The organism is Hydrocarboniphaga sp., from assembly GCF_965279055.1.
Lineage (GTDB): Bacteria > Pseudomonadota > Gammaproteobacteria > Nevskiales > Nevskiaceae > Hydrocarboniphaga.
Map to the genome: position 1 here is coordinate 1,427,657 of NZ_OZ257125.1, position 16,881 is coordinate 1,444,537.

General features: G+C 66.5%; 15 protein-coding genes. 10 read left to right on the forward strand and 5 right to left on the reverse strand.

Annotated elements, in window-relative coordinates; translation table 11 throughout:
* Positions 1-15: 15 nt before the first annotated feature.
* The gene (locus ACQZF9_RS06545) at positions 16-1,278 is read right to left on the reverse strand and encodes a TCR/Tet family MFS transporter (protein WP_428312450.1); all 1,263 of its coding nucleotides are present in this window, start codon (positions 1,276-1,278) and stop codon (positions 16-18) included.
* A 28-nt stretch (positions 1,279-1,306) separates the two neighbouring features.
* On the opposite strand from ACQZF9_RS06545, the gene ACQZF9_RS06550 reads away from it, so the two are divergent.
* Positions 1,307-1,717: a group II truncated hemoglobin gene (locus tag ACQZF9_RS06550; RefSeq protein ID WP_428312451.1), complete on the forward strand. Its 411-nt coding sequence runs from the start codon at positions 1,307-1,309 to the stop codon at positions 1,715-1,717.
* 193 nt (positions 1,718-1,910) lie between these two features.
* On the opposite strand, the gene dacB is transcribed toward ACQZF9_RS06550, so the two are convergent.
* Positions 1,911-3,401 (reverse strand): D-alanyl-D-alanine carboxypeptidase/D-alanyl-D-alanine endopeptidase, encoded by a 1,491-nt coding sequence (dacB, locus tag ACQZF9_RS06555; protein WP_428312452.1) that lies wholly within the window; start codon positions 3,399-3,401, stop codon positions 1,911-1,913.
* Positions 3,402-3,478: 77 nt separating this feature from the next.
* Between dacB and ACQZF9_RS06560 the strand changes: the two genes are divergently transcribed.
* From ACQZF9_RS06560 to ACQZF9_RS06585, 6 genes are all read left to right on the forward strand, one after another.
* Positions 3,479-4,156 carry a phosphoglycolate phosphatase gene (locus tag ACQZF9_RS06560; protein WP_428312453.1) on the forward strand — a complete coding sequence of 226 codons (678 nt, stop codon included), beginning with the start codon at positions 3,479-3,481 and terminating at the stop codon, positions 4,154-4,156.
* A gap of 25 nt (positions 4,157-4,181) precedes the next feature.
* Positions 4,182-4,799: a paraquat-inducible protein A gene (locus ACQZF9_RS06565; protein ID WP_428312454.1), complete on the forward strand. Its 618-nt coding sequence runs from the start codon at positions 4,182-4,184 to the stop codon at positions 4,797-4,799.
* On the forward strand, positions 4,786-5,457 hold the full coding sequence (locus ACQZF9_RS06570) for a paraquat-inducible protein A (protein ID WP_428312455.1): 672 nt from the start codon (positions 4,786-4,788) through the stop codon (positions 5,455-5,457). The genes ACQZF9_RS06565 and ACQZF9_RS06570 overlap by 14 nt, the downstream gene beginning before the upstream one ends.
* A complete protein-coding gene (locus ACQZF9_RS06575) occupies positions 5,454-7,151 on the forward strand; it encodes an intermembrane transport protein PqiB (protein ID WP_428312456.1) in 1,698 nt (565 codons plus the stop codon). Before ACQZF9_RS06570 ends, ACQZF9_RS06575 begins: the two co-directional genes overlap by 4 nt.
* Complete coding sequence (locus ACQZF9_RS06580; protein ID WP_428312457.1) at positions 7,148-7,699, forward strand: PqiC family protein; 552 nt, start codon at positions 7,148-7,150, stop codon at positions 7,697-7,699. The genes ACQZF9_RS06575 and ACQZF9_RS06580 overlap by 4 nt, the downstream gene beginning before the upstream one ends.
* 187 nt (positions 7,700-7,886) lie before the next feature.
* Positions 7,887-10,088, forward strand: coding sequence for a M3 family metallopeptidase (locus ACQZF9_RS06585; RefSeq protein ID WP_428312458.1), 2,202 nt, complete (start codon positions 7,887-7,889; stop codon positions 10,086-10,088).
* A 129-nt stretch (positions 10,089-10,217) separates the two neighbouring features.
* On the opposite strand, the gene ACQZF9_RS06590 is transcribed toward ACQZF9_RS06585, so the two are convergent.
* The gene (locus ACQZF9_RS06590) at positions 10,218-11,138 is read right to left on the reverse strand and encodes a peptidylprolyl isomerase (RefSeq protein ID WP_428312459.1); all 921 of its coding nucleotides are present in this window, start codon (positions 11,136-11,138) and stop codon (positions 10,218-10,220) included.
* A gap of 79 nt (positions 11,139-11,217) precedes the next feature.
* Here ACQZF9_RS06590 and ACQZF9_RS06595 point away from each other — a divergent pair, with 79 nt between their 5' ends.
* Positions 11,218-12,252, forward strand: a complete 1,035-nt coding sequence (locus ACQZF9_RS06595) for an isocitrate/isopropylmalate dehydrogenase family protein (RefSeq protein ID WP_428312460.1) — start codon at positions 11,218-11,220, stop codon at positions 12,250-12,252.
* A gap of 85 nt (positions 12,253-12,337) precedes the next feature.
* Here ACQZF9_RS06595 and ACQZF9_RS06600 read toward each other — a convergent pair whose 3' ends face one another.
* Both ACQZF9_RS06600 and ACQZF9_RS06605 read right to left on the reverse strand, forming a co-directional pair.
* Positions 12,338-13,162, reverse strand: coding sequence for a transglutaminase-like domain-containing protein (locus ACQZF9_RS06600; RefSeq protein ID WP_428312461.1), 825 nt, complete (start codon positions 13,160-13,162; stop codon positions 12,338-12,340).
* 136 nt (positions 13,163-13,298) lie between these two features.
* The gene (locus tag ACQZF9_RS06605) at positions 13,299-14,102 is read right to left on the reverse strand and encodes an N-formylglutamate amidohydrolase (protein WP_428312462.1); all 804 of its coding nucleotides are present in this window, start codon (positions 14,100-14,102) and stop codon (positions 13,299-13,301) included.
* Positions 14,103-14,245: 143 nt separating this feature from the next.
* On the opposite strand from ACQZF9_RS06605, the gene ACQZF9_RS06610 reads away from it, so the two are divergent.
* Positions 14,246-15,397: a zinc-binding metallopeptidase family protein gene (locus tag ACQZF9_RS06610; RefSeq protein ID WP_428312463.1), complete on the forward strand. Its 1,152-nt coding sequence runs from the start codon at positions 14,246-14,248 to the stop codon at positions 15,395-15,397.
* 187 nt (positions 15,398-15,584) lie between these two features.
* Positions 15,585-16,826, forward strand: a complete 1,242-nt coding sequence (serA, locus tag ACQZF9_RS06615) for a phosphoglycerate dehydrogenase (protein ID WP_428312464.1) — start codon at positions 15,585-15,587, stop codon at positions 16,824-16,826.
* Positions 16,827-16,881: the final 55 nt, after the last annotated feature.

Sequence of the window (16,881 nt, forward strand, 5' to 3'; positions counted from 1 at the left end):
GCGGCGCAGCTTAGCTCAGGCCGGCTGCTCGACATGGCGCTGCGCGGCGCGGGTGTAGTGCGCGGCCAGCAGCAGCCCGCCGCCGAGCAGCAGCGCCGCCAGCCAGAACGGCGCGCCCGGCCAGGGGTGGTGGCCAGCCGAGGGCGCGATGAACCAGGAAAAGCTCAGGTTGAACAGGCTCGGGCCGACGACGCCGGCGATGCCCATCAGGCTGGCGTTGGCGCCCTGCAGGCGGCCCTGCTCGCTGGGGCTGACGTGGCGCGTCATCAGGCCCTGGGCGGATGGGCCGAACAGGCCCATCAGCGAAATCATCGGCAGGCCGACCCAGAACAGCGTCGGCGTCGCCGCCGAGGCCCACAGCGACAGGCCGACGGTGCCGAAGGCCAGGCCGGCGAGCAGGGTTGGGCGCTCGCCGAAGCGCGCCACGCAGCGCCGCACCAGGCCGCCCTGGACGATGATGCCGCAGACGCCGACCGCGGTCAGTGCCCAGCCGACCTGGCGCGTGTCCCAGCCGTAGCGGTAGCTGGCGTAGATCACGAACGTGTTGGAAAACACCTGATGTGCCAGGTGAAACAGCCCGTAGACGCTGGCCAGGCCGAGCAGGTCCGGGTGCGTGCGCAGCAGCTTCAGCGCCCCCACCGGGTTGGCGCGGCGCCAGACCAGGCTCGCGGTGCGTTTGGCCTTGGGCAGCGATTCCGGCAGCACGAACCAGCCGTAGCCGAAGTTCGCCAGCGCCAGCGCCGCGGCGATCCAGAACGGCAGCCGCGGGTCGACGCTGCCGAGCAGGCCGCCGACCGCCGGGCCGACGACGAAGCCGACGCCGAAGCCGGCGCCGATCACGCCGTAACCGGCGGCACGCCTGGCGGGCGGGGTCACGTCGGCGATGTAGGCGCCGGCGGTGGAGAAGTTGGCCGCGGTGATGCCCGAAATCAGCCGGCCGACGAACAGCCAGCTCAGATCCGGCGCCAGCGCCATCAGCACGTAGTCCAGCCCCAGGCCCAGGCAGGAGATCAGGATCACCGGGCGCCGGCCGTAGCGGTCCGACAGCATGCCGAGCAGCGGCGAGAACAGGAACTGCATCAGCGCCCAGGCGGTGCCGAACAGCGCCAGGATGCCGGCCGCATGTGCGGTATTGCCGCCGGCAAAGCTCTCGACCAGCTTCGGCAGTACCGGAATCACCAGGCCCAGGCCGAGCACGTCCAGCAGCACCGTGAAGAAAATGAACAGCAGAGCGCCCTTGCGGATGTCGCTGGGTGCACTTGAGGTGCGATCAGTCATCGTGGTTCCGGCTTACCATGCCTCTCATATGCAAATCAGCGACAGCGACATCGACACATCCGGCAGCCTCTTCGAACTGCTCGGCGGGGAGACCGGCCTGCGCGGCCTGGTCGACGCATTTTACGACCGCATGGACAGCGAGCCAGCCTACGCTGGTCTGCGCAGCCTGCATCCGGTGAGCCTTTCCGGTTCGCGCGACAAGACCTACTGGTTCCTGTGCGGCTGGTCCGGCGGGCCGGACCACTACATCCAGCGTTTCGGCCACCCGCGGCTGCGGGCGCGCCACCTGCCGTTCGCGATCGGAGAATCCGAGCGTGACCAGTGGCTGGCCTGCATGAACGACGCGATGCTCCAGGTCGGCCTGCCCGAGCCGGTGCTGCGCCGCCTGCGCACGTCGTTCTTCCAGACCGCCGACTGGATGCGCAACCAGCCCGGCTGAGTGGCAAGCAAGGGCCGGGCCGGGCTGCGCTGCTTTCGCCTTTGTCGACGATTGCACTAAACCCCGTTCGCCCCGAGTAGCGCCGAAGGCGCGTAACGAGGGACCGGACCGCGATCGCATCCCTCGATACGCCGCCGAAGCGGCTACTCGGGACGAACGGGTTTTGGTTTGGGCAGAAAGAAAACCGGCCGCCTCAATACTTCGCCAGCACCGCCTGGATATCGTTGCGCGCTGCTTCCATGGATTTGTACAGCGGCACGTGCTTCTGCTTCGGTCCGCCGTTGACGATTACCGCGAAGGCCATCCAGCCGCCGTTCTTTTTGCGCAGGTAACCGGCGATTCCGCACACCGAGCGCGGCTCGTTCATCGTGCCGGTCTTCAGGGTCACCCGGTCCAGCCAGTCGGCATTGCCCTGGCGCACGAATGCGAACGGCGCCTGGCGCGGCACCACCAGGCCGCCGTAGAACGCCGGGAAGTTGCGCGTGTCGCGGTACTGGTGGGCGAGCAGGCCGATCAGGTCGTCGGCGCTGAGTTCGTTCTCCGGCGTCAGGCCGCTGCCGCTGAACATCTGCGGCGGTTTCGGCGGCGCGCCCTTGGAATTCTCGCGCGTGCTGGCGACGAAATCCGCCAGTGCCTTGGCGGCCTCGGCGAGCTGCGCCGGCGGCTTCGCCAGCCGCGCAGCGCCGAGGTTCAGGGTCAGCAGGTCGGCGATGTAGTTGTTCGAGTAGCGCAGCATGCGGCCGAGCTGTTCGCGCAGCGCCAGGCCTTCGGTCTGCGCCAGCACGTGCGAGCTGCCGGCGAGCGGGCCGTGGACCACGGCGACGTCCTTGCCGGCGACCTTGATGCCGAACTCGACCAGCATTTCGCGCAGGGTCTGACCAGCACCGAGCGCCGGGTTGGACATCGCGCGGAACACGCGCTGGTCCATGCCGACGGGAATGGTGCCGCCGACGCGCAGAAGGTCCTGGCCGTCGCGGGTCATGCGCTCGACCCAGAAGGTGTTCTTGCCGTTGGCGGCGACCGTGACGATCGTGCCCTCGACCGGAACCGGCAGCCGGACGGTGCCACAGCCGCGCGTTTCAGCCGGATCACCGGCGGCGCCGGCCTGCACGGAGACGCACCAGGTGCCGTAATCGACGCCGACCGCGGCCAGCGGCACGTTGAACGCGGTGTCGCTGCGCTCCAGCGCCTCGCAGCGGTCGACATTGTCGCAGCCCAGCGGGCCGTAGGCCGGGTTGACGACGACCTTGCCGCCGATCGCCTCGACGCCGGCGCCGCGCAGCTGCGCCACCAGCAGCCACAGGCTTTGATGATCGAGCGTCGCATCGCCTTCGCTCTGCAGCACCAGGTCGCCGTCGAGCTTGCCGTCCTTGACGCCGCCCAGACCGAGCAGCCGCGTCTGGAAGGCCTTGTCCGCCGGCCAGGCGTCGAGCGCCGCGGCGGCGACCGCGATCTTGCTGACCGAGGCCGGCGCCAGACGCTGCGAGGGGTCCAGGGTCTGTATGGTTTCGCGGGTGTCGAGGTCGTAGATCGCGGCGGTGACCAGCGCGCCTTCAGCCTGCAGTTTCTTCAGCGCGGTAAAGTCGGCGAAGGCCGGCAGCGGACACCAGGCGAGTAGCGCGGCGGTACAACCCGCCACCAGGCGCCGCAGCGCGGGTGACGGGCACAAAGCAGGCTGATGCAAAATCGATCGACTCCTGTGAGCGCAGCAGCGGGGCTGCGCCGGATGTATTTTTGAATGTCGGGACAAGTGGACCACGAATGCAGCTGATTATCTTCGATCTCGACGGAACCCTGGTCGACTCCTTGCCCGATCTGGTGCTGGCGGTGAATGCGGCGATGGCGGATTACGGCCGTCCGCCGGTCGGCCGCGAGCGCGTCGCGCCGTGGATAGGCCGCGGCTCGCGCGTACTGCTGCAGGCGGCGCTGGATCATCACGGCGTCGACACTGCCGCATCAGACTTCGATTTCGAGAAAGCGTTCGAGCGCTTCATGGTGCACTACGGCGAACACCTGATCGGCGAGACGCGGCTGTACGACGGCGTCGCCGAGACGCTGGCGACCTTGTCCGCGCGCGGCCTGAAGCTCGCGGTGTGCACCAACAAGCCGTCGCGCTTCGTCGCGCCGCTGCTGAAGTCGCTGCAGGTCGACCAATATTTCGCCGCGCTGCTCGGTGGCGATTCCTTGCCCGAGCGCAAGCCGCATCCCGAACCGCTGCTGCATCTCGCACGACAGTTCAACGCCGGCATTGGTGCCTGCCTGATGGTCGGCGACTCGCGGCACGACGTCGAGGCCGCGCGCGCCGCCGGCATGGCGGTGGTCGGTCTGAGCTACGGCTATGGCGGCGCAGCGGATTTTGCCGCCGCGCCGCCGGACGCGGTGTTCGCGTCCATGCGCGAGCTGCCGTCCTGGCTCGACCGTTGCACGGCGCGCAGTTAAGCCCGTCACGGCAAAATAGCGCCTCATGTCCGAAGCCACGATCGTCATCTGCGAGCACTGCGACGCGGTTTACCGCCGGCGCCCGCTGGCGCCCGGCGGCCTGGCTCGCTGCAGCCGCTGCCAGGCGCCGCTGTACCGCAACCGGCCGATCGATCTGGACGTGATGCTGGCGCTGGCCAGCGCCGCGCTGATCGTGCTGATCGTCGCCAACGTGTTCCCGATCGTGAACCTGCAGGTCAACAACGACGACCGCGAAGCCACGCTGTGGGGCGCGATCCTGGCGACCTACGACAGCGGCGTCGGCTTCGTCGCGCTGCTGGCGGCGCTGACCGTGTTCTTTTATCCGCTGTTGCAGCTGCTGCTGTATCTGCACGTGCTGCTGCCGCTGCGCGTCGGCATGCGCGGCGCCGCGTTCAACACCTCGATGCACCTGCTGCGGGCGATGCAGCCCTGGAGCATGGTCGAGGTGTTCGTGCTCGGTGTGCTGGTGGCCGTGGTCAAGCTTGCCGGCATGGCCGAGGTCACGCCGAAAATCGGCATGTGGGGTTTCGCCGTGCTGACGCTGCTGCTGACCTGGCTCAACAGCTACGACCTGCACGAGCTCTGGGACATCGCCGAGGAGCGTTGCGATGGCCGAGCCTAGCGATCAGCCGCCGCCGGTGGTGATCACCGCGACCGATCTCGGCATCGTCGCCTGCACCGCCTGCGGCCAGGTGGTCAAGCTCTGCGATCACTGCGAAGGCGCACCTTGCCCGCGCTGCAGCGCGCCATTGCGCCACCGCAAGCACAACGCGTTCGCGCGCACCTGGGCGCTGCTGATCGCCGCGTCGATCCTGTACATCCCGGCCAACCTGCTGCCGATCCTGCGCACGCGCACGCTCGGCGGTGCCGCGCGCGACGACACCATCATGAGCGGCGTCATCGAGCTGTGGGACGCCGGCTCCTGGGATCTGGCGGTGATCGTGTTCGTCGCCAGCGTGCTGGTGCCGATCGCCAAGGTCAGCATGCTGGCGCTGCTGCTGATCACCTCGCAGCGCCGTTCGCGCTGGGCCCAGCTCGGCCGCGGCCGTGTCTACCGGCTGATCGAGTTCGTCGGCCATTGGTCTATGCTCGACGTGTTCGTGGTCGCACTGATGGCGGCGCTGGTGCGCTTCCAGACCGTGGCCGACGCCACGCCGCGGCCCGGCGCGGTGGCGTTCGGCGCGGTGGTGATTTTGACGATGCTCGCGTCGCGGCGTTTCGACCCGCGGCTGATTTGGGATACCCCGCGGGAACCTGTCGCAGACAACAGAAAAACATGAGCGAATCCGACGAACCCGATCTGAGCCAATTGCCCGAGCCCTCGGTGCGCCGCCCGCGCCGCTGGACGGTTTCCGTGATCTGGGTGGTGCCGTTCATTGCCGCGGTCGCCGCCGGTATCCTCGGCGTGCGCAGTTACCTGAGCGCCGGGCCGTCGATCACGATCGACTTCAAGACCGCCGAAGGCATCGAGTCCGGCAAGACCGAAATCCGCTACAAGGAAGTGCCGATCGGCAAGGTCAAGCGTACCGAGCTGACCGACGACGGCCAGAACGTGCGCGTGCACGTGTCGCTGATACACGACGCCGAGATCGTCGCGGTCGAGGATTCGCAGTTCTGGGTGGTGCGGCCGCGTGTCGGCATCGGCGGCGTCTCCGGCCTGGGCACCTTGCTGTCGGGCGCCTATATCGGTGTCGACCTGGGCCATTCCGCCGAGGAGCGCCGCGAGTTCCAGGGCCTGGAAAAACCGCCCGGTGTGACCAACGACCAGCGCGGCCGGCGCTTCGTGCTGACCACGGTGGACCTGGGCTCGCTCGACGCCGGCTCGCCGATCTATTACCGGCGCATCCAGGTCGGCCACATCATCGACCGCAGCCTCGACGCCGACGGCAAGCGCATCACCTTGCAGATGTTCGTCGACGCGCCCTACGACAAGTTCGTCACCACCAATACCCGCTTCTGGAACGCCAGCGGCGTCGACGTGCAGGTCGACGCCACCGGCTTCAAGCTCAACACGCAGTCGCTGGCGACGGTGATCGCCGGTGGCATTGCGTTCCAGCCCTTCCCCGAGGACCAGCCCGGTGAGCCGGCGGCCGAGAACACCCAGTTCAAGCTGTTCGACGATCGCAATGCGGCCGAGGCACCGTCGGAGTCCGAGTCGATCCGCCTGCGGCTGCGCTTCTACCAGACCACGCGCGGCCTGACCGCCGGCTCGCCGGTGGACTTCCAGGGCATCGAAGTCGGCAAGGTCAAGTCACTGGAGCTGGACTACGATCGCGACAAGAAAGACTTCTGGACCGATGTCGCAATCGACGTCTATCCGCGCAGCATGGGCCGCGCTTTCGCCAGCTGGCAGCGCAATACCCAGCGCGAGCCCAAGACCGCGGACACCTTCTTCCGCGCATTGATCGAGCGCAATCTGCGCGGCCAGCTGCGCACCGGAAATCTGATCACCGGCCAGCTGTACATCGCGCTGGACTTCGATCCGAAAGCGCCGAAAGTGCTGCCGCCGGCCGGCCAGACGCCGCTGGAAGTGCCGACGTCGCGCGGCGAGTTCGACCAGATCCAGGAGCAGATCAGCAGCATCGTCACCAAGCTCGACGCGATCCCGTTCGACCAGATCGGCAACAACCTCAACAACACGCTGCAGTCCGCCGACTCCCTGGTCAAGAAGCTCGACGGCCAGGTGATTCCGGAAGTGCAGAAGGCCGTCGAGGAGGCGCACAAGACGCTCGGCGCCGCCACCGATGCGCTGTCCGACAACGGCCGCCTGCAGACCGATACGCGTGGCACGCTGGACGAAGTCGGTCGCGCCGCGCGCTCGCTGCGCACGCTCGCCGACTACCTGCAGCGCCATCCGGAATCGCTGCTGCGCGGGCGTCCGTCAGGCGAGCAGGATCTGGCACCGACGCCGTTGCCGCCGCCGCCCGGAGCGCAGGCCGCCCCCCTTCCTCCCGCTGTGCAGGACAAGCCATGAAGCACGCCGTGAAGGCTCTCGCCGCATCGTCCCTGCTGGCCGCGCTCGCGGCCTGCAGTTCGGCCGCGCCGGTGCGCTATTACACCCTGGTCAAGCCGCTGGATGCCGGTGCCGCGCCGCAGCGCCTGTCCGGCGTCGACGTGCTGCCGGTCAAGGTGCCGGCCGCGGCGGACTATCCGCAACTGGTGCTGCGCCAGGGCGCGCAGCGGGTGGAGCTGATCGAAACGCGGCAGTGGATCGCGCCGCTGCCGCAGGAAATCCGCAACGGTCTGGTCGCGCGGCTGTCCTCGGTCGCAGCGCCCGCCGGCGCGGATGATCTGAAGCTCAGCGTCGATGTCACCCGTTTCGAATCGGTGCTCGACTCCTACGCGCTGCTGGAGGCGCAATGGGAGCTGCGCGCCGGCCGCAATCCTCCGCTGGAGTGCGCGACGCGCGTGTCCGAGCAGGTCGGCGAGGGCTTTGATGCGCTGGTCGCCGGGCACCAGGCGGCGCTCGACCGGCTCGCCGATGCGATCGCCATTGCGGTCCGCAGTTCCCGCTGTCCGTAGCCCGGGTGAAACCCGGGGATTCTTGTCCCGACTTAAACCCCGGGTTTCACCCGGGCTACGACGCTGAGTAATTCCTTGCGCGGCCGTTGGGTGATTTCCAGTGGAACCACGCACCGCGACCCTGTGTCATTAACGATCGCCGCACGCTCTTCGTGCGCGGTCACACTTCAAAATTAGAAGGGATCCGATGAGAACTATGTTGTTGTCGGCCGGCTTCGCCGGCTGCCTGGGGCTGGCCGCCTGCGCCAGCACGCCCGCTCCGGAGGCGGCGCCTGTGCCTGTTGCCAAGCCCGCCGCCGCGCCCAACGCGCTGACCGAGCTGAGCCCGCTGCCGTATCACTATCCGCAGTTCGACCAGTTCAAGAACGAAGACTTCATGCCGGCGTTCGAAATCGGCATGAAGCAGGGACGCGCCGAGATCGATGCGATCGCCAATAACCCCGAGCCGCCGACGTTCGACAACACCATCGTCGCGATGGAGCGCAGTGGCCAGACCCTGGGCCGCGTCGCCGCGGTGTTCTTCAATCTCACCGGCGCCAACACCAACGACACGCTGGACAAGATCGAGGCCGACATTTCGCCGAAGCTGTCCGCGTACAACGACGCGATCAACCTCGACACCAAGCTTTATGCGCGCGTGAAGACGCTGTATGACGGCCGCGCCCAGCTCGGTCTCGATGCGGAAAGCCTGCGCCTGCTCGAGCGCTACAACACCAACTTCGTGCGTGCCGGCGCGCAGCTGTCCGACGACGACAAGAAAAAACTCACCGCCTACAACGAGCAGCTCGCCAAGCTGACCACGCAGTTCCAGCAGAACCTGCTCAAGGAGAGCAACGATTCGGCGGTGCTGGTCGCTACGCGCGAAGAGCTCGACGGCCTCGACGAGGGCGCGATCACCGCGGCCGCCGAAGCCGCCAAGGCCAAGGGCCAGGAAGGCAAATTCCTGATCACCTTGCAGAACACCACCGGCCAGCCGGCCGAGACCGATCTGAAGAATCGCGCATTGCGTGAGCGCATCTATCGCGCGTCGATCGAGCGCGCCAACCGCGGCAACGACGCCGACAACAAGCCGGTGGTCGCCGAGATCGTGCGCGTGCGTGCCGAGCGCGCCAAGCTGCTCGGTTATCCGAGCCACGCTGCCTACCAGCTGGAAGATTCCACGGCCAAGACCACCGATGCGGTCAACAAGCTGCTGGCGCAGCTGGCGCCGCCGGCGGTAGCCAATGCCAAGCGCGAAGCCGCCGCCATGCAGAAGCTGATCGTCGATCAGCACGAAGGTGCGTTCAAGCTAGCGGCCTGGGACTGGGCCTACTACGCCGAGAAAGTGCGCAAGCAGAAGTACAACCTCGACGAAACCCAGATCAAGCCCTACTTCGAAATCGACAGCGTGCTGCGCAACGGCGTGTTCTACGCCGCGCACGAGCTGTATGGCCTGAGCTTCAAGGAGCGCAGCGACCTGCCGAAGTACCATCCGGACATCCGCACCTTCGAGGTGTTTCGCGACGGTGCGCCACTGGGCATCTTCATCTTCGATCCCTACAAGCGCGACTCCAAGCGCGGCGGCGCCTGGATGAACTCCTACATCGATCAGAGCGACCTGTTCGGTTACAAGCCCGTGGTGGCCAATCACCTGAACATTCCCAAGCCCGCCGCCGGCGAGCCGGTGCTGCTGACTTCGGATGAAGTGCAGACGATGTTTCACGAATTCGGCCACGCGATGCATGGCCTGTTCTCCAACGTGAAATACCCGCTGTTCTCCGGTACCAACGTGCCACGCGATTTCGTCGAATACCCGTCGCAGGCCAACGAAATGTGGGCGACCTGGCCCAAGGTGCTGGCCAACTACGCCAAGCACTACAAGACCGGCGAGGCGATGCCGCTGAGCCTGGTGCAGAAGATCCAGGCCGCCGAGAAATTCAACCAGGGCTTCGCCACCACCGAGTATCTGGCGGCGACCCTGCTCGACCAGGCCTGGCATCAGCTGTCGCCGGAAGACGCGGCCAAGATCAGCGATGTTGCCGCGTTCGAAAAGGACGCGCTGGCCAAGGCCGGCATCGACTACGCGCCGGTGCCGCCACGCTATCGCACCACGTATTTCTCGCACGCGTTCTCCGGTGGCTATTCGGCCGGCTACTACTCCTACATCTGGTCCGAAGTGCTGGTCGCCGACACCGACGACTGGTTCAAGGAGAAAGGTGGCCTGAAGCGCGAGAACGGCGACTGGTATCGCGAGCATCTGCTGTCGAAAGGCGGCAGCATCGAGGCGATGGACCTGTACCGCGATTTCCGCGGCCGTGATCCGATCATCGCGCCGCTGCTCGAGCGTCGTGGTCTGACGGCGGCGCCGCCAGCGGCCAGGAAAAAGCCGGCGAAGAAGCCGCAGCCGTAATTCTTTGCCACAGGGCTGGCGCTAAAGTTCCGGCAGCACCGGTCGTTAAGCAGGAAAGGGCAGGGTGCCCATCACACCCTGCCACGTCGAAGGCGCGGAGCTGCGAGGCTTCGCGCTTTTTTTTGCGCATCACCCCGGCTTGGTCCGCACCGGCACGCCGACATTGCACAGTTCGACATGCCCGACCGGGTCCAGAAACCAGGAATCGCGGCGGTTGCGGCGCACATCGACATAAGCATCCCAACTCGCGGTATCGGTGCGCAGTACCTGCAGTTGCGGGCGCTGTGCGGCGGGCATGTCGCTGGCGACCTGCAGGCTCCTGATCGTCACGTATTGCTCGGGCTTTTCGTAAAAGCCCAGCGCGCCGGTGCCGCGCGGCAGTACCGTCAGATGTTCCATGCCCTGCAGTACGCGGCCGGCGACGGTGATGTTGCGGTCCAGGTGGCGCGGCGAGTGGCCGATGACGACGTACAGCTCCGGCCCGCCGCCGCTGTCCGCGCCCATGCCGCGGCCGACGCCCAGCGCGCCGTAGCAATGCGCCAGCCAGGCTTCTCCGCGCTTGGGATCGCGCGCCGCGGCGAAGCCGTCGCTGTAGCCCACTTCCGGCGCATAAACGTCGCCGTCGGCCAGCGGCGTGAAATTCAGGCCGGTCGTCGGTCGCCAGAATTCGCCGGCAATCGTGCGCTGCGCGCTCTTGATTTCGCGCTTCTCGTCCGGATCACCCCATTGCACCACGTAGTTTTCCTGTACGCGCAGAATCGACAGGCCATCGTAGTAATGCTCGTGCGCGAGCGCGCGAATGTTGTCGGCGTGATGCGGTGCGAACTGCGGCGCCAGTTCCATCACCACGCTGCCGGTAGCCAGCTGCATCACCAGCAGATTGTCCGGCGCGGGCTCGCGCCAGTCTGCGGGCCGGGTCTGCGCCAATACTTCGCTGACGTTGTTGAGTACGGCAGCTTTCGCAGCGGAAACCGGCGCGGGTTTCGTCGCATTCTGGGTGCAGGCCGCGAGCACCAATACCGCGCACGCCGAAAATTGGATCAAGCGCATCGGAAAATCCCCGTCGATTAGTCAGTCGTCCGGCGCTAGAGTGACACGCCTGCACAAGACGACCAACGGATAAGCCGCCATGACCACGACTCCCATTCGCGCCACCCTGATTCCCGGAGACGGCATCGGCCCCGAAATCATGGACGCCACGCTCAAAGCGCTGGAGGCACTGGAAGCGCCTTTCGAGTGGGACCTGCAGACCGCTGGCCTGGCCGCAGTGAAAGCCACCGGCGACGCGCTGCCGCCGGCGACGATGGAGTCGATCCGCAGCACGCGCCTGGCGCTGAAGGGCCCGCTGGAAACCCCGAGCGCCGGCGGTTATCGCAGCAGCAACGTGCGCCTGCGCGAAGCGTTCAAGCTCTACGCCAACGTGCGCCCGACCAAGACCATCGTTCCCGGTGGCCGTTACGAGAATGTCGATCTGCTGGTGTTTCGCGAAAATGTCGAGGGCCTGTACATGGGCTACGAACATTTCATTGCGATCGACGACGATCCCGAGGCGGTCGCGATCGCCACCGGTGTCAACACGCGCGCCGGTTCACGCCGTCTGCTCGAATACGCTTTCGACAATGCGATCGCGCTTGGCCGCAAGAAAGTCACCGTGGTGCACAAGGCCAACATCATGAAGGCGCTGACCGGCATCTTTCTGGACGAGGCGCGCAAGCTCTACAAGAGCAAGTATCAGGGCAGGATCCTGATGGACGAGGCGATCGTCGACGCCTGCACGATGAAGCTGGTGATCAATCCCTGGCAGTTCGACACGCTGGTGACGACCAACCTGTTCGGCGACATCATCAGCGATCTGTGCGCCGGCCTGGTCGGCGGCCTGGGCATGGCGCCGGGCGGCAACATCGGCGCCGACGCGGCGATCTTCGAAGCGGTACACGGCTCGGCGCCGGACATCGCCGGCAAGGGCATCGCCAACCCGATCGCGCTGATGCTCGGTGCGGCGATGATGCTCGACCACGTCAAGCTGCACGACAAGGCCACGCGGCTGCGCGAGGCGATCGATGCGACGGTGAATATCGACAAGGTGCGCACCGGTGATCTGGGCGGCAGCGCGAATACCAAGAGTTTCACGGACGCCCTGGTCGCGCGGATCAACAAGCGGTAGTTGCTGGCGGATATCTTCGGTCGCGGGCAAGCCCGCTCCTACAGGCTGCCTTTGTAGGAGCGGGCTTGCCCGCGACCTGCGACGCTCAAGCCGCAGCCAGCTGCTCCGGCACCTCGTCCGTCCACACCTTGAAGCTCTCCAGAATCGTCGGACCGTAGGACGTCGAAATCGCCACGTCCGCCGCATCGCGCCCGCGCGCGATCAGCACGCGGCCGATGCGACGGGCGCCGTTGCGCGGGTCGAAGAAGTGCCAGGCGTCGCCGACGTAGGCTTCCAGGCAGCCGGCGAAATCCATAGGCGCATCGACTTTCGGTACGCCGATGTCGCCCAGATACGTCGTGCAGTAGCGCGCCGGGATATTCAGCGCACGCAGCATCGCGATCGCCAGATGCGCGTAATCGCGGCACACGCCCTGGCGCTCGTTGTAGGCCTCGAATGCGGTCTTGGTCGGGCGTGCGTACTGGTAGCCGAAACTCAGATGGTGGTGCACCCAGTCGCACACCGCCTGCACGCGTGACCAGCCCGGCGCCAGGTTGCCGAACAGCTGCCACGCGGTCTGCGACAGCAGATCGCTTTCGCAATAGCGGCTCGGCAGCAGGAACACCAGCGTTTCTTCGGGAAGCTCGTCGATCGGCGTCTCGCGCGCATCGAAATAAGCCGGCTCGATCAGCCCGCAGTCGCGCAGCGTCGCGTCGGCGGTGATGCGGAAACGCCCGGCCGGCGCCACCAGCCGCGTGCAGCCGTTGCCGAAGCCATCGCGGTAAGTGCGAAAGGGGACCCCCGGCTCCATCTGCAGGTTGTCCGGTATCACCAGATCGTTGCTACGGCAGGAATGCACGTGCAGCGTCAGGATCATCGGCGTCGGCTGGGGGCACTGGAAAATCATTTCGTAGCCCAGACGAATCAGCATGGTTCGCATCCTTTCGTAGTGTCGCGACGCGCTGTCCGATAGCACGCCGCCAACGGCGCAATGCCGTGTATCGGCGCCATCATGGACCGGGCAGCTTGCTTAAAACTGAAGTCGATAAGGATGCCGGTCTCGCGGCTCAAAGCGCTGAAAACGCGACGGGCAAGGCCCGGGCGAGACGCCCGGCCCAGCGCTGTTGGCCGTCGCTGTCGCCGATCAGGTCCTGGCGGATTTCGAGTTCGACATACGGCAGGCCACGCGCCTCGCCGTAGCGGTTGAGCGCGTAGTCGGTGCCGTCGCTTCCCGAATAGGGTTGGTTGTCGCCCACCAGCAGGTCCGCCGCGTTTTGCTGTTGCAGAGCCTGTTGCAGCGTCCGTGCCAGCCGTGCATCGCGGTTGTACAGCAGGCCGATGTGCCAGGGCCGCGCGGTCCCGTCCCAGACCGGCGTGAAGCTGTGCAGCAGGATCAGCGCGCAAGGCTGCCGGCGCTCGCGGCGCGCATCGAGTTCGCTGACGAGGCGGGCGTGGTAGGGGTCGAAGATCTCGCTGCGGCGTGTCGCGGCCCGTGCTGGCGTGAGGCCGAGATTGCCCGGAATCGTCGTGCCGTCACTGATCTCGGCGATCGAGCCTTCGCTGCCCGGCTCGCGATTGCAGTCGATCACCAGCCGCGAATAGCGCTGGCCGATGCAGACCGCGTCGAGCTGCTGCGCCAGCAGCCGGCCCAAAGCCTCGACGCCGATGTCGCAGGCGATGTGGCGCCGCATGTCCGCAGCCGACACGCCGAGATTGCCCAGCGCGGCCGGAACCTGCAGTCCGGCGTGATCGCAGGTCAGCAGCAGGTTCGAGGCGCCTGCCGCGTTGGCGATCCATACCGGATCGGGGTCGTCGGCGCCCAGCAGCCTGCCGGCGCTTTGATCACGGTGTTGCTCGGGCTGCCTGTTCATGTTGAGTCCAGTCGTGATCTTCACCATGGCGCGGCTGATTCCAGAACGGAGTCTGCGGCTGCGCAGATGCGCGCCAGTTTCGCATCAAGCGGCCGCCACGTTCGCCGCCAGCCTTACAGACCAGACTCGAGATCGGGTGCCGCATGAAAGTATTCCATTGCCAGAACTGCCAGAACACGGTGTTCTTCGAGAACGTCAACTGCACGCATTGCGGCCACGCACTGGCGTTTCTGCCGGATACCTGCGAACTCGCCGCGCTCGACCCGGAAGAAAACGATCTGTGGCGCTCGCTGGCGCCAAAGTCGAAGGACCGGCGCTATCGGCTGTGCGCGAATTATCTGCAGCACCAGGTCTGCAACTGGGCGGTGCCGGCGGATTGCCAGGATACGCTGTGCACCTCGTGCAAGCTGACCCAGGTGCTGCCGAACCTGAAGCTGCCCGGCGGCATCGAGGCCTGGGCCAAGCTCGAGACCGCGAAGCGCCGGCTGGTCTACAGCCTGCTCGAACTGAAATTGCCTTTGCTCAGCCGCCAGCAGGACCCGGTCAAGGGCCTGGCCTTCGAATTCCTTAGCGACCAGCTGGCTCCGGCCGGCCCGGTGCTGACCGGCCACGACGACGGCCTGATCACGATCAATGTCGCCGAGGCCGACGACCTGGAGCGCGAGAAGCGCCGGCTGCAGCTGCATGAGCCGTATCGCACCCTGCTCGGCCACTTCCGCCACGAAGTCGGGCACTACTACTGGGATCAGCTGATCAAGGACGACGCCGAGCGTATCGAGGCCTGTCGCGCACTATTCGGCGACGAGCGCGAGGACTATGCGGCCGCCTTGCAGCGCCACTACCGCGAGGGCGCTGCCGCCGCCGACTGGCAGCTCCACTACGTCAGCACCTACGCCAGCTCGCATCCCTGGGAAGACTGGGCCGAGACCTGGGCGCACTACATGCACATGGTCGACTCGCTGGAAACCGCGGCGGCCTGCGGTCTCAAGCTCGATCCCAGGCGCAAGGACGAGCCGGTGCTGGAGGCGCCGCCGAGCGCCGAGGCGGCGCGTACCCAGCCTTTCGACCAGCTGATCGAGAGCTGGCTGGCGCTGACCTATGCGTTGAACAACCTCAGCCGCAGCCTCGGCCAGCCCGACAGCTATCCGTTCATGCTGTCGCCGCCGGCGATCAACAAGCTGCGCTTCGTGCACGACACGCTGGTGCAGTACCAGGCCGGCCTGCAGCAGGTGCCGGCCGCAGCCGCCAAGGGCCGCAGCAAGGCGTCGAAGAAGCCGCAGACCTTGGCGGCGTGACGCTTATCCCTTCTCCCTCCGGGAGAAGGTGGCGCGTAGCGCCGGATCAGGGAGTCTCAGTTCGCACGCACGTCCCGGCCCTCACCCCAACCCCTCTCCCGGTGGGAGAGGGGCTATTCGCTTCCTAACATGTTCAGCTCCGCCCCCCTCTGGCATAGTGCGCGCCCCCAATCTGGCCCCCCGGGTGATGCGGATGAAGAAGACCTCTTTCCCCAAGCAGGACATCAAGGTTCTGCTGCTCGAAGGCGTTAGCCGTACCGCGCTCGAAACGTTCCGCGCCGCTGGCTACAGCAACATCGAGTTTCATGAAAAATCGCTGCCCGAGGCCGAGCTGGCCGCGGCGGTGGCGTCCGCGCATATCGTCGGCATCCGCTCGCGCAGCCAGCTGACGCCGGAGATCTTCCAGAACTCGCGCCGGCTGATGGCGGTGGGTGCGTTCTGCATCGGCACCAACCAGATCGCGCTCGGCGCCGCGCAGGCGCGCGGCATCCCGGTGTTCAACGCGCCGTATTCGAACACGCGCAGCGTCGCCGAGTTGGTGATCGCCGAGGCGATCATGCTGATGCGCCGCATTCCGGAGAAAGACAAGCAGTGCCACGAGGGCGGCTGGTCCAAGTCGGCGGTCGGCAGCTACGAAGTGCGCGGCAAGACCCTGGGCATCATCGGCTACGGCCACATCGGCACCCAGGTCGGGGTGCTCGCCGAGAGCATGGGCATGCGCGTGATCTTTCACGACATCGAAACCCAGCTGGCGCTCGGCAACGCGGCGCCGGCGGCTTCGCTGGGCGAGCTGCTGGCCAGGAGCGACATCGTCACGCTGCATGTGCCGGAGACCGCGTCGACGCAGTGGATGATCGGTGCGCCGGAGTTCGCGGCGATGAAGCCGGGCGCGGTGTTCATCAACGCCTCGCGCGGCACCGTCGTCGTCATCGAGGCATTGGCGGAGGCGATCAAGAGCGGCCAGATCGGCGGCGCCGCGGTCGACGTGTTCCCGGTCGAACCCAAGGGCAATGCCGACGCGTTCGTGTCGCCGCTGCAAGGCCTGGCCAACGTGATCCTGACGCCGCACGTCGGCGGCAGCACGCTGGAGGCGCAGGAGAACATCGGCCTGGAAGTGGCGGCCAAGCTGGTCCGCTACAGCGACAACGGCTCGACGCTGTCGGCGGTGAATTTCCCGGAAGTGTCGCTGCCCGAGCACCCGACCAGCCGCCGCCTGCTGCACATCCACCGCAACATGCCGGGCATGCTGATGCAGATCAACAACCTGTTTTCGGCCGAGGCGGTGAACATCGACGCGCAGTTCCTGCAGACCGCCGGCGAAGTGGGCTACGTCGTCATCGACGTGTCCGCCAACGAAGACCAGGCCGAGACGCTCAAGGACAAGCTGTCGGCGATTCCGGGCACGCTGAAGACGCGGTTGTTGTACTGATCGCTCCTTGTCATTCCCGCGAAAGCGGGAATCCAGTGCGGCCCTGACGTCTCCT

Excerpts from the sequence above, each read along its gene's own strand:
- ACQZF9_RS06545 (WP_428312450.1), bottom strand. The coding sequence starts at position 1,278 with ATGACTGATCGCACCTCAAGTGCACCCAGCGACATCCGCAAGGGCGCT.
- ACQZF9_RS06550 (WP_428312451.1), top strand. The coding sequence starts at position 1,307 with ATGCAAATCAGCGACAGCGACATCGACACATCCGGCAGCCTCTTCGAA.
- ACQZF9_RS06560 (WP_428312453.1), top strand. The coding sequence starts at position 3,479 with ATGCAGCTGATTATCTTCGATCTCGACGGAACCCTGGTCGACTCCTTG.
- ACQZF9_RS06565 (WP_428312454.1), top strand. The coding sequence starts at position 4,182 with ATGTCCGAAGCCACGATCGTCATCTGCGAGCACTGCGACGCGGTTTAC.
- ACQZF9_RS06570 (WP_428312455.1), top strand. The coding sequence starts at position 4,786 with ATGGCCGAGCCTAGCGATCAGCCGCCGCCGGTGGTGATCACCGCGACC.
- ACQZF9_RS06575 (WP_428312456.1), top strand. The coding sequence starts at position 5,454 with ATGAGCGAATCCGACGAACCCGATCTGAGCCAATTGCCCGAGCCCTCG.
- ACQZF9_RS06580 (WP_428312457.1), top strand. The coding sequence starts at position 7,148 with ATGAAGCACGCCGTGAAGGCTCTCGCCGCATCGTCCCTGCTGGCCGCG.
- ACQZF9_RS06585 (WP_428312458.1), top strand. The coding sequence starts at position 7,887 with ATGAGAACTATGTTGTTGTCGGCCGGCTTCGCCGGCTGCCTGGGGCTG.
- ACQZF9_RS06590 (WP_428312459.1), bottom strand. The coding sequence starts at position 11,138 with ATGCGCTTGATCCAATTTTCGGCGTGCGCGGTATTGGTGCTCGCGGCC.
- ACQZF9_RS06595 (WP_428312460.1), top strand. The coding sequence starts at position 11,218 with ATGACCACGACTCCCATTCGCGCCACCCTGATTCCCGGAGACGGCATC.
- ACQZF9_RS06600 (WP_428312461.1), bottom strand. The coding sequence starts at position 13,162 with ATGCTGATTCGTCTGGGCTACGAAATGATTTTCCAGTGCCCCCAGCCG.
- ACQZF9_RS06605 (WP_428312462.1), bottom strand. The coding sequence starts at position 14,102 with ATGAACAGGCAGCCCGAGCAACACCGTGATCAAAGCGCCGGCAGGCTG.
- ACQZF9_RS06610 (WP_428312463.1), top strand. The coding sequence starts at position 14,246 with ATGAAAGTATTCCATTGCCAGAACTGCCAGAACACGGTGTTCTTCGAG.
- serA (WP_428312464.1), top strand. The coding sequence starts at position 15,585 with ATGCGGATGAAGAAGACCTCTTTCCCCAAGCAGGACATCAAGGTTCTG.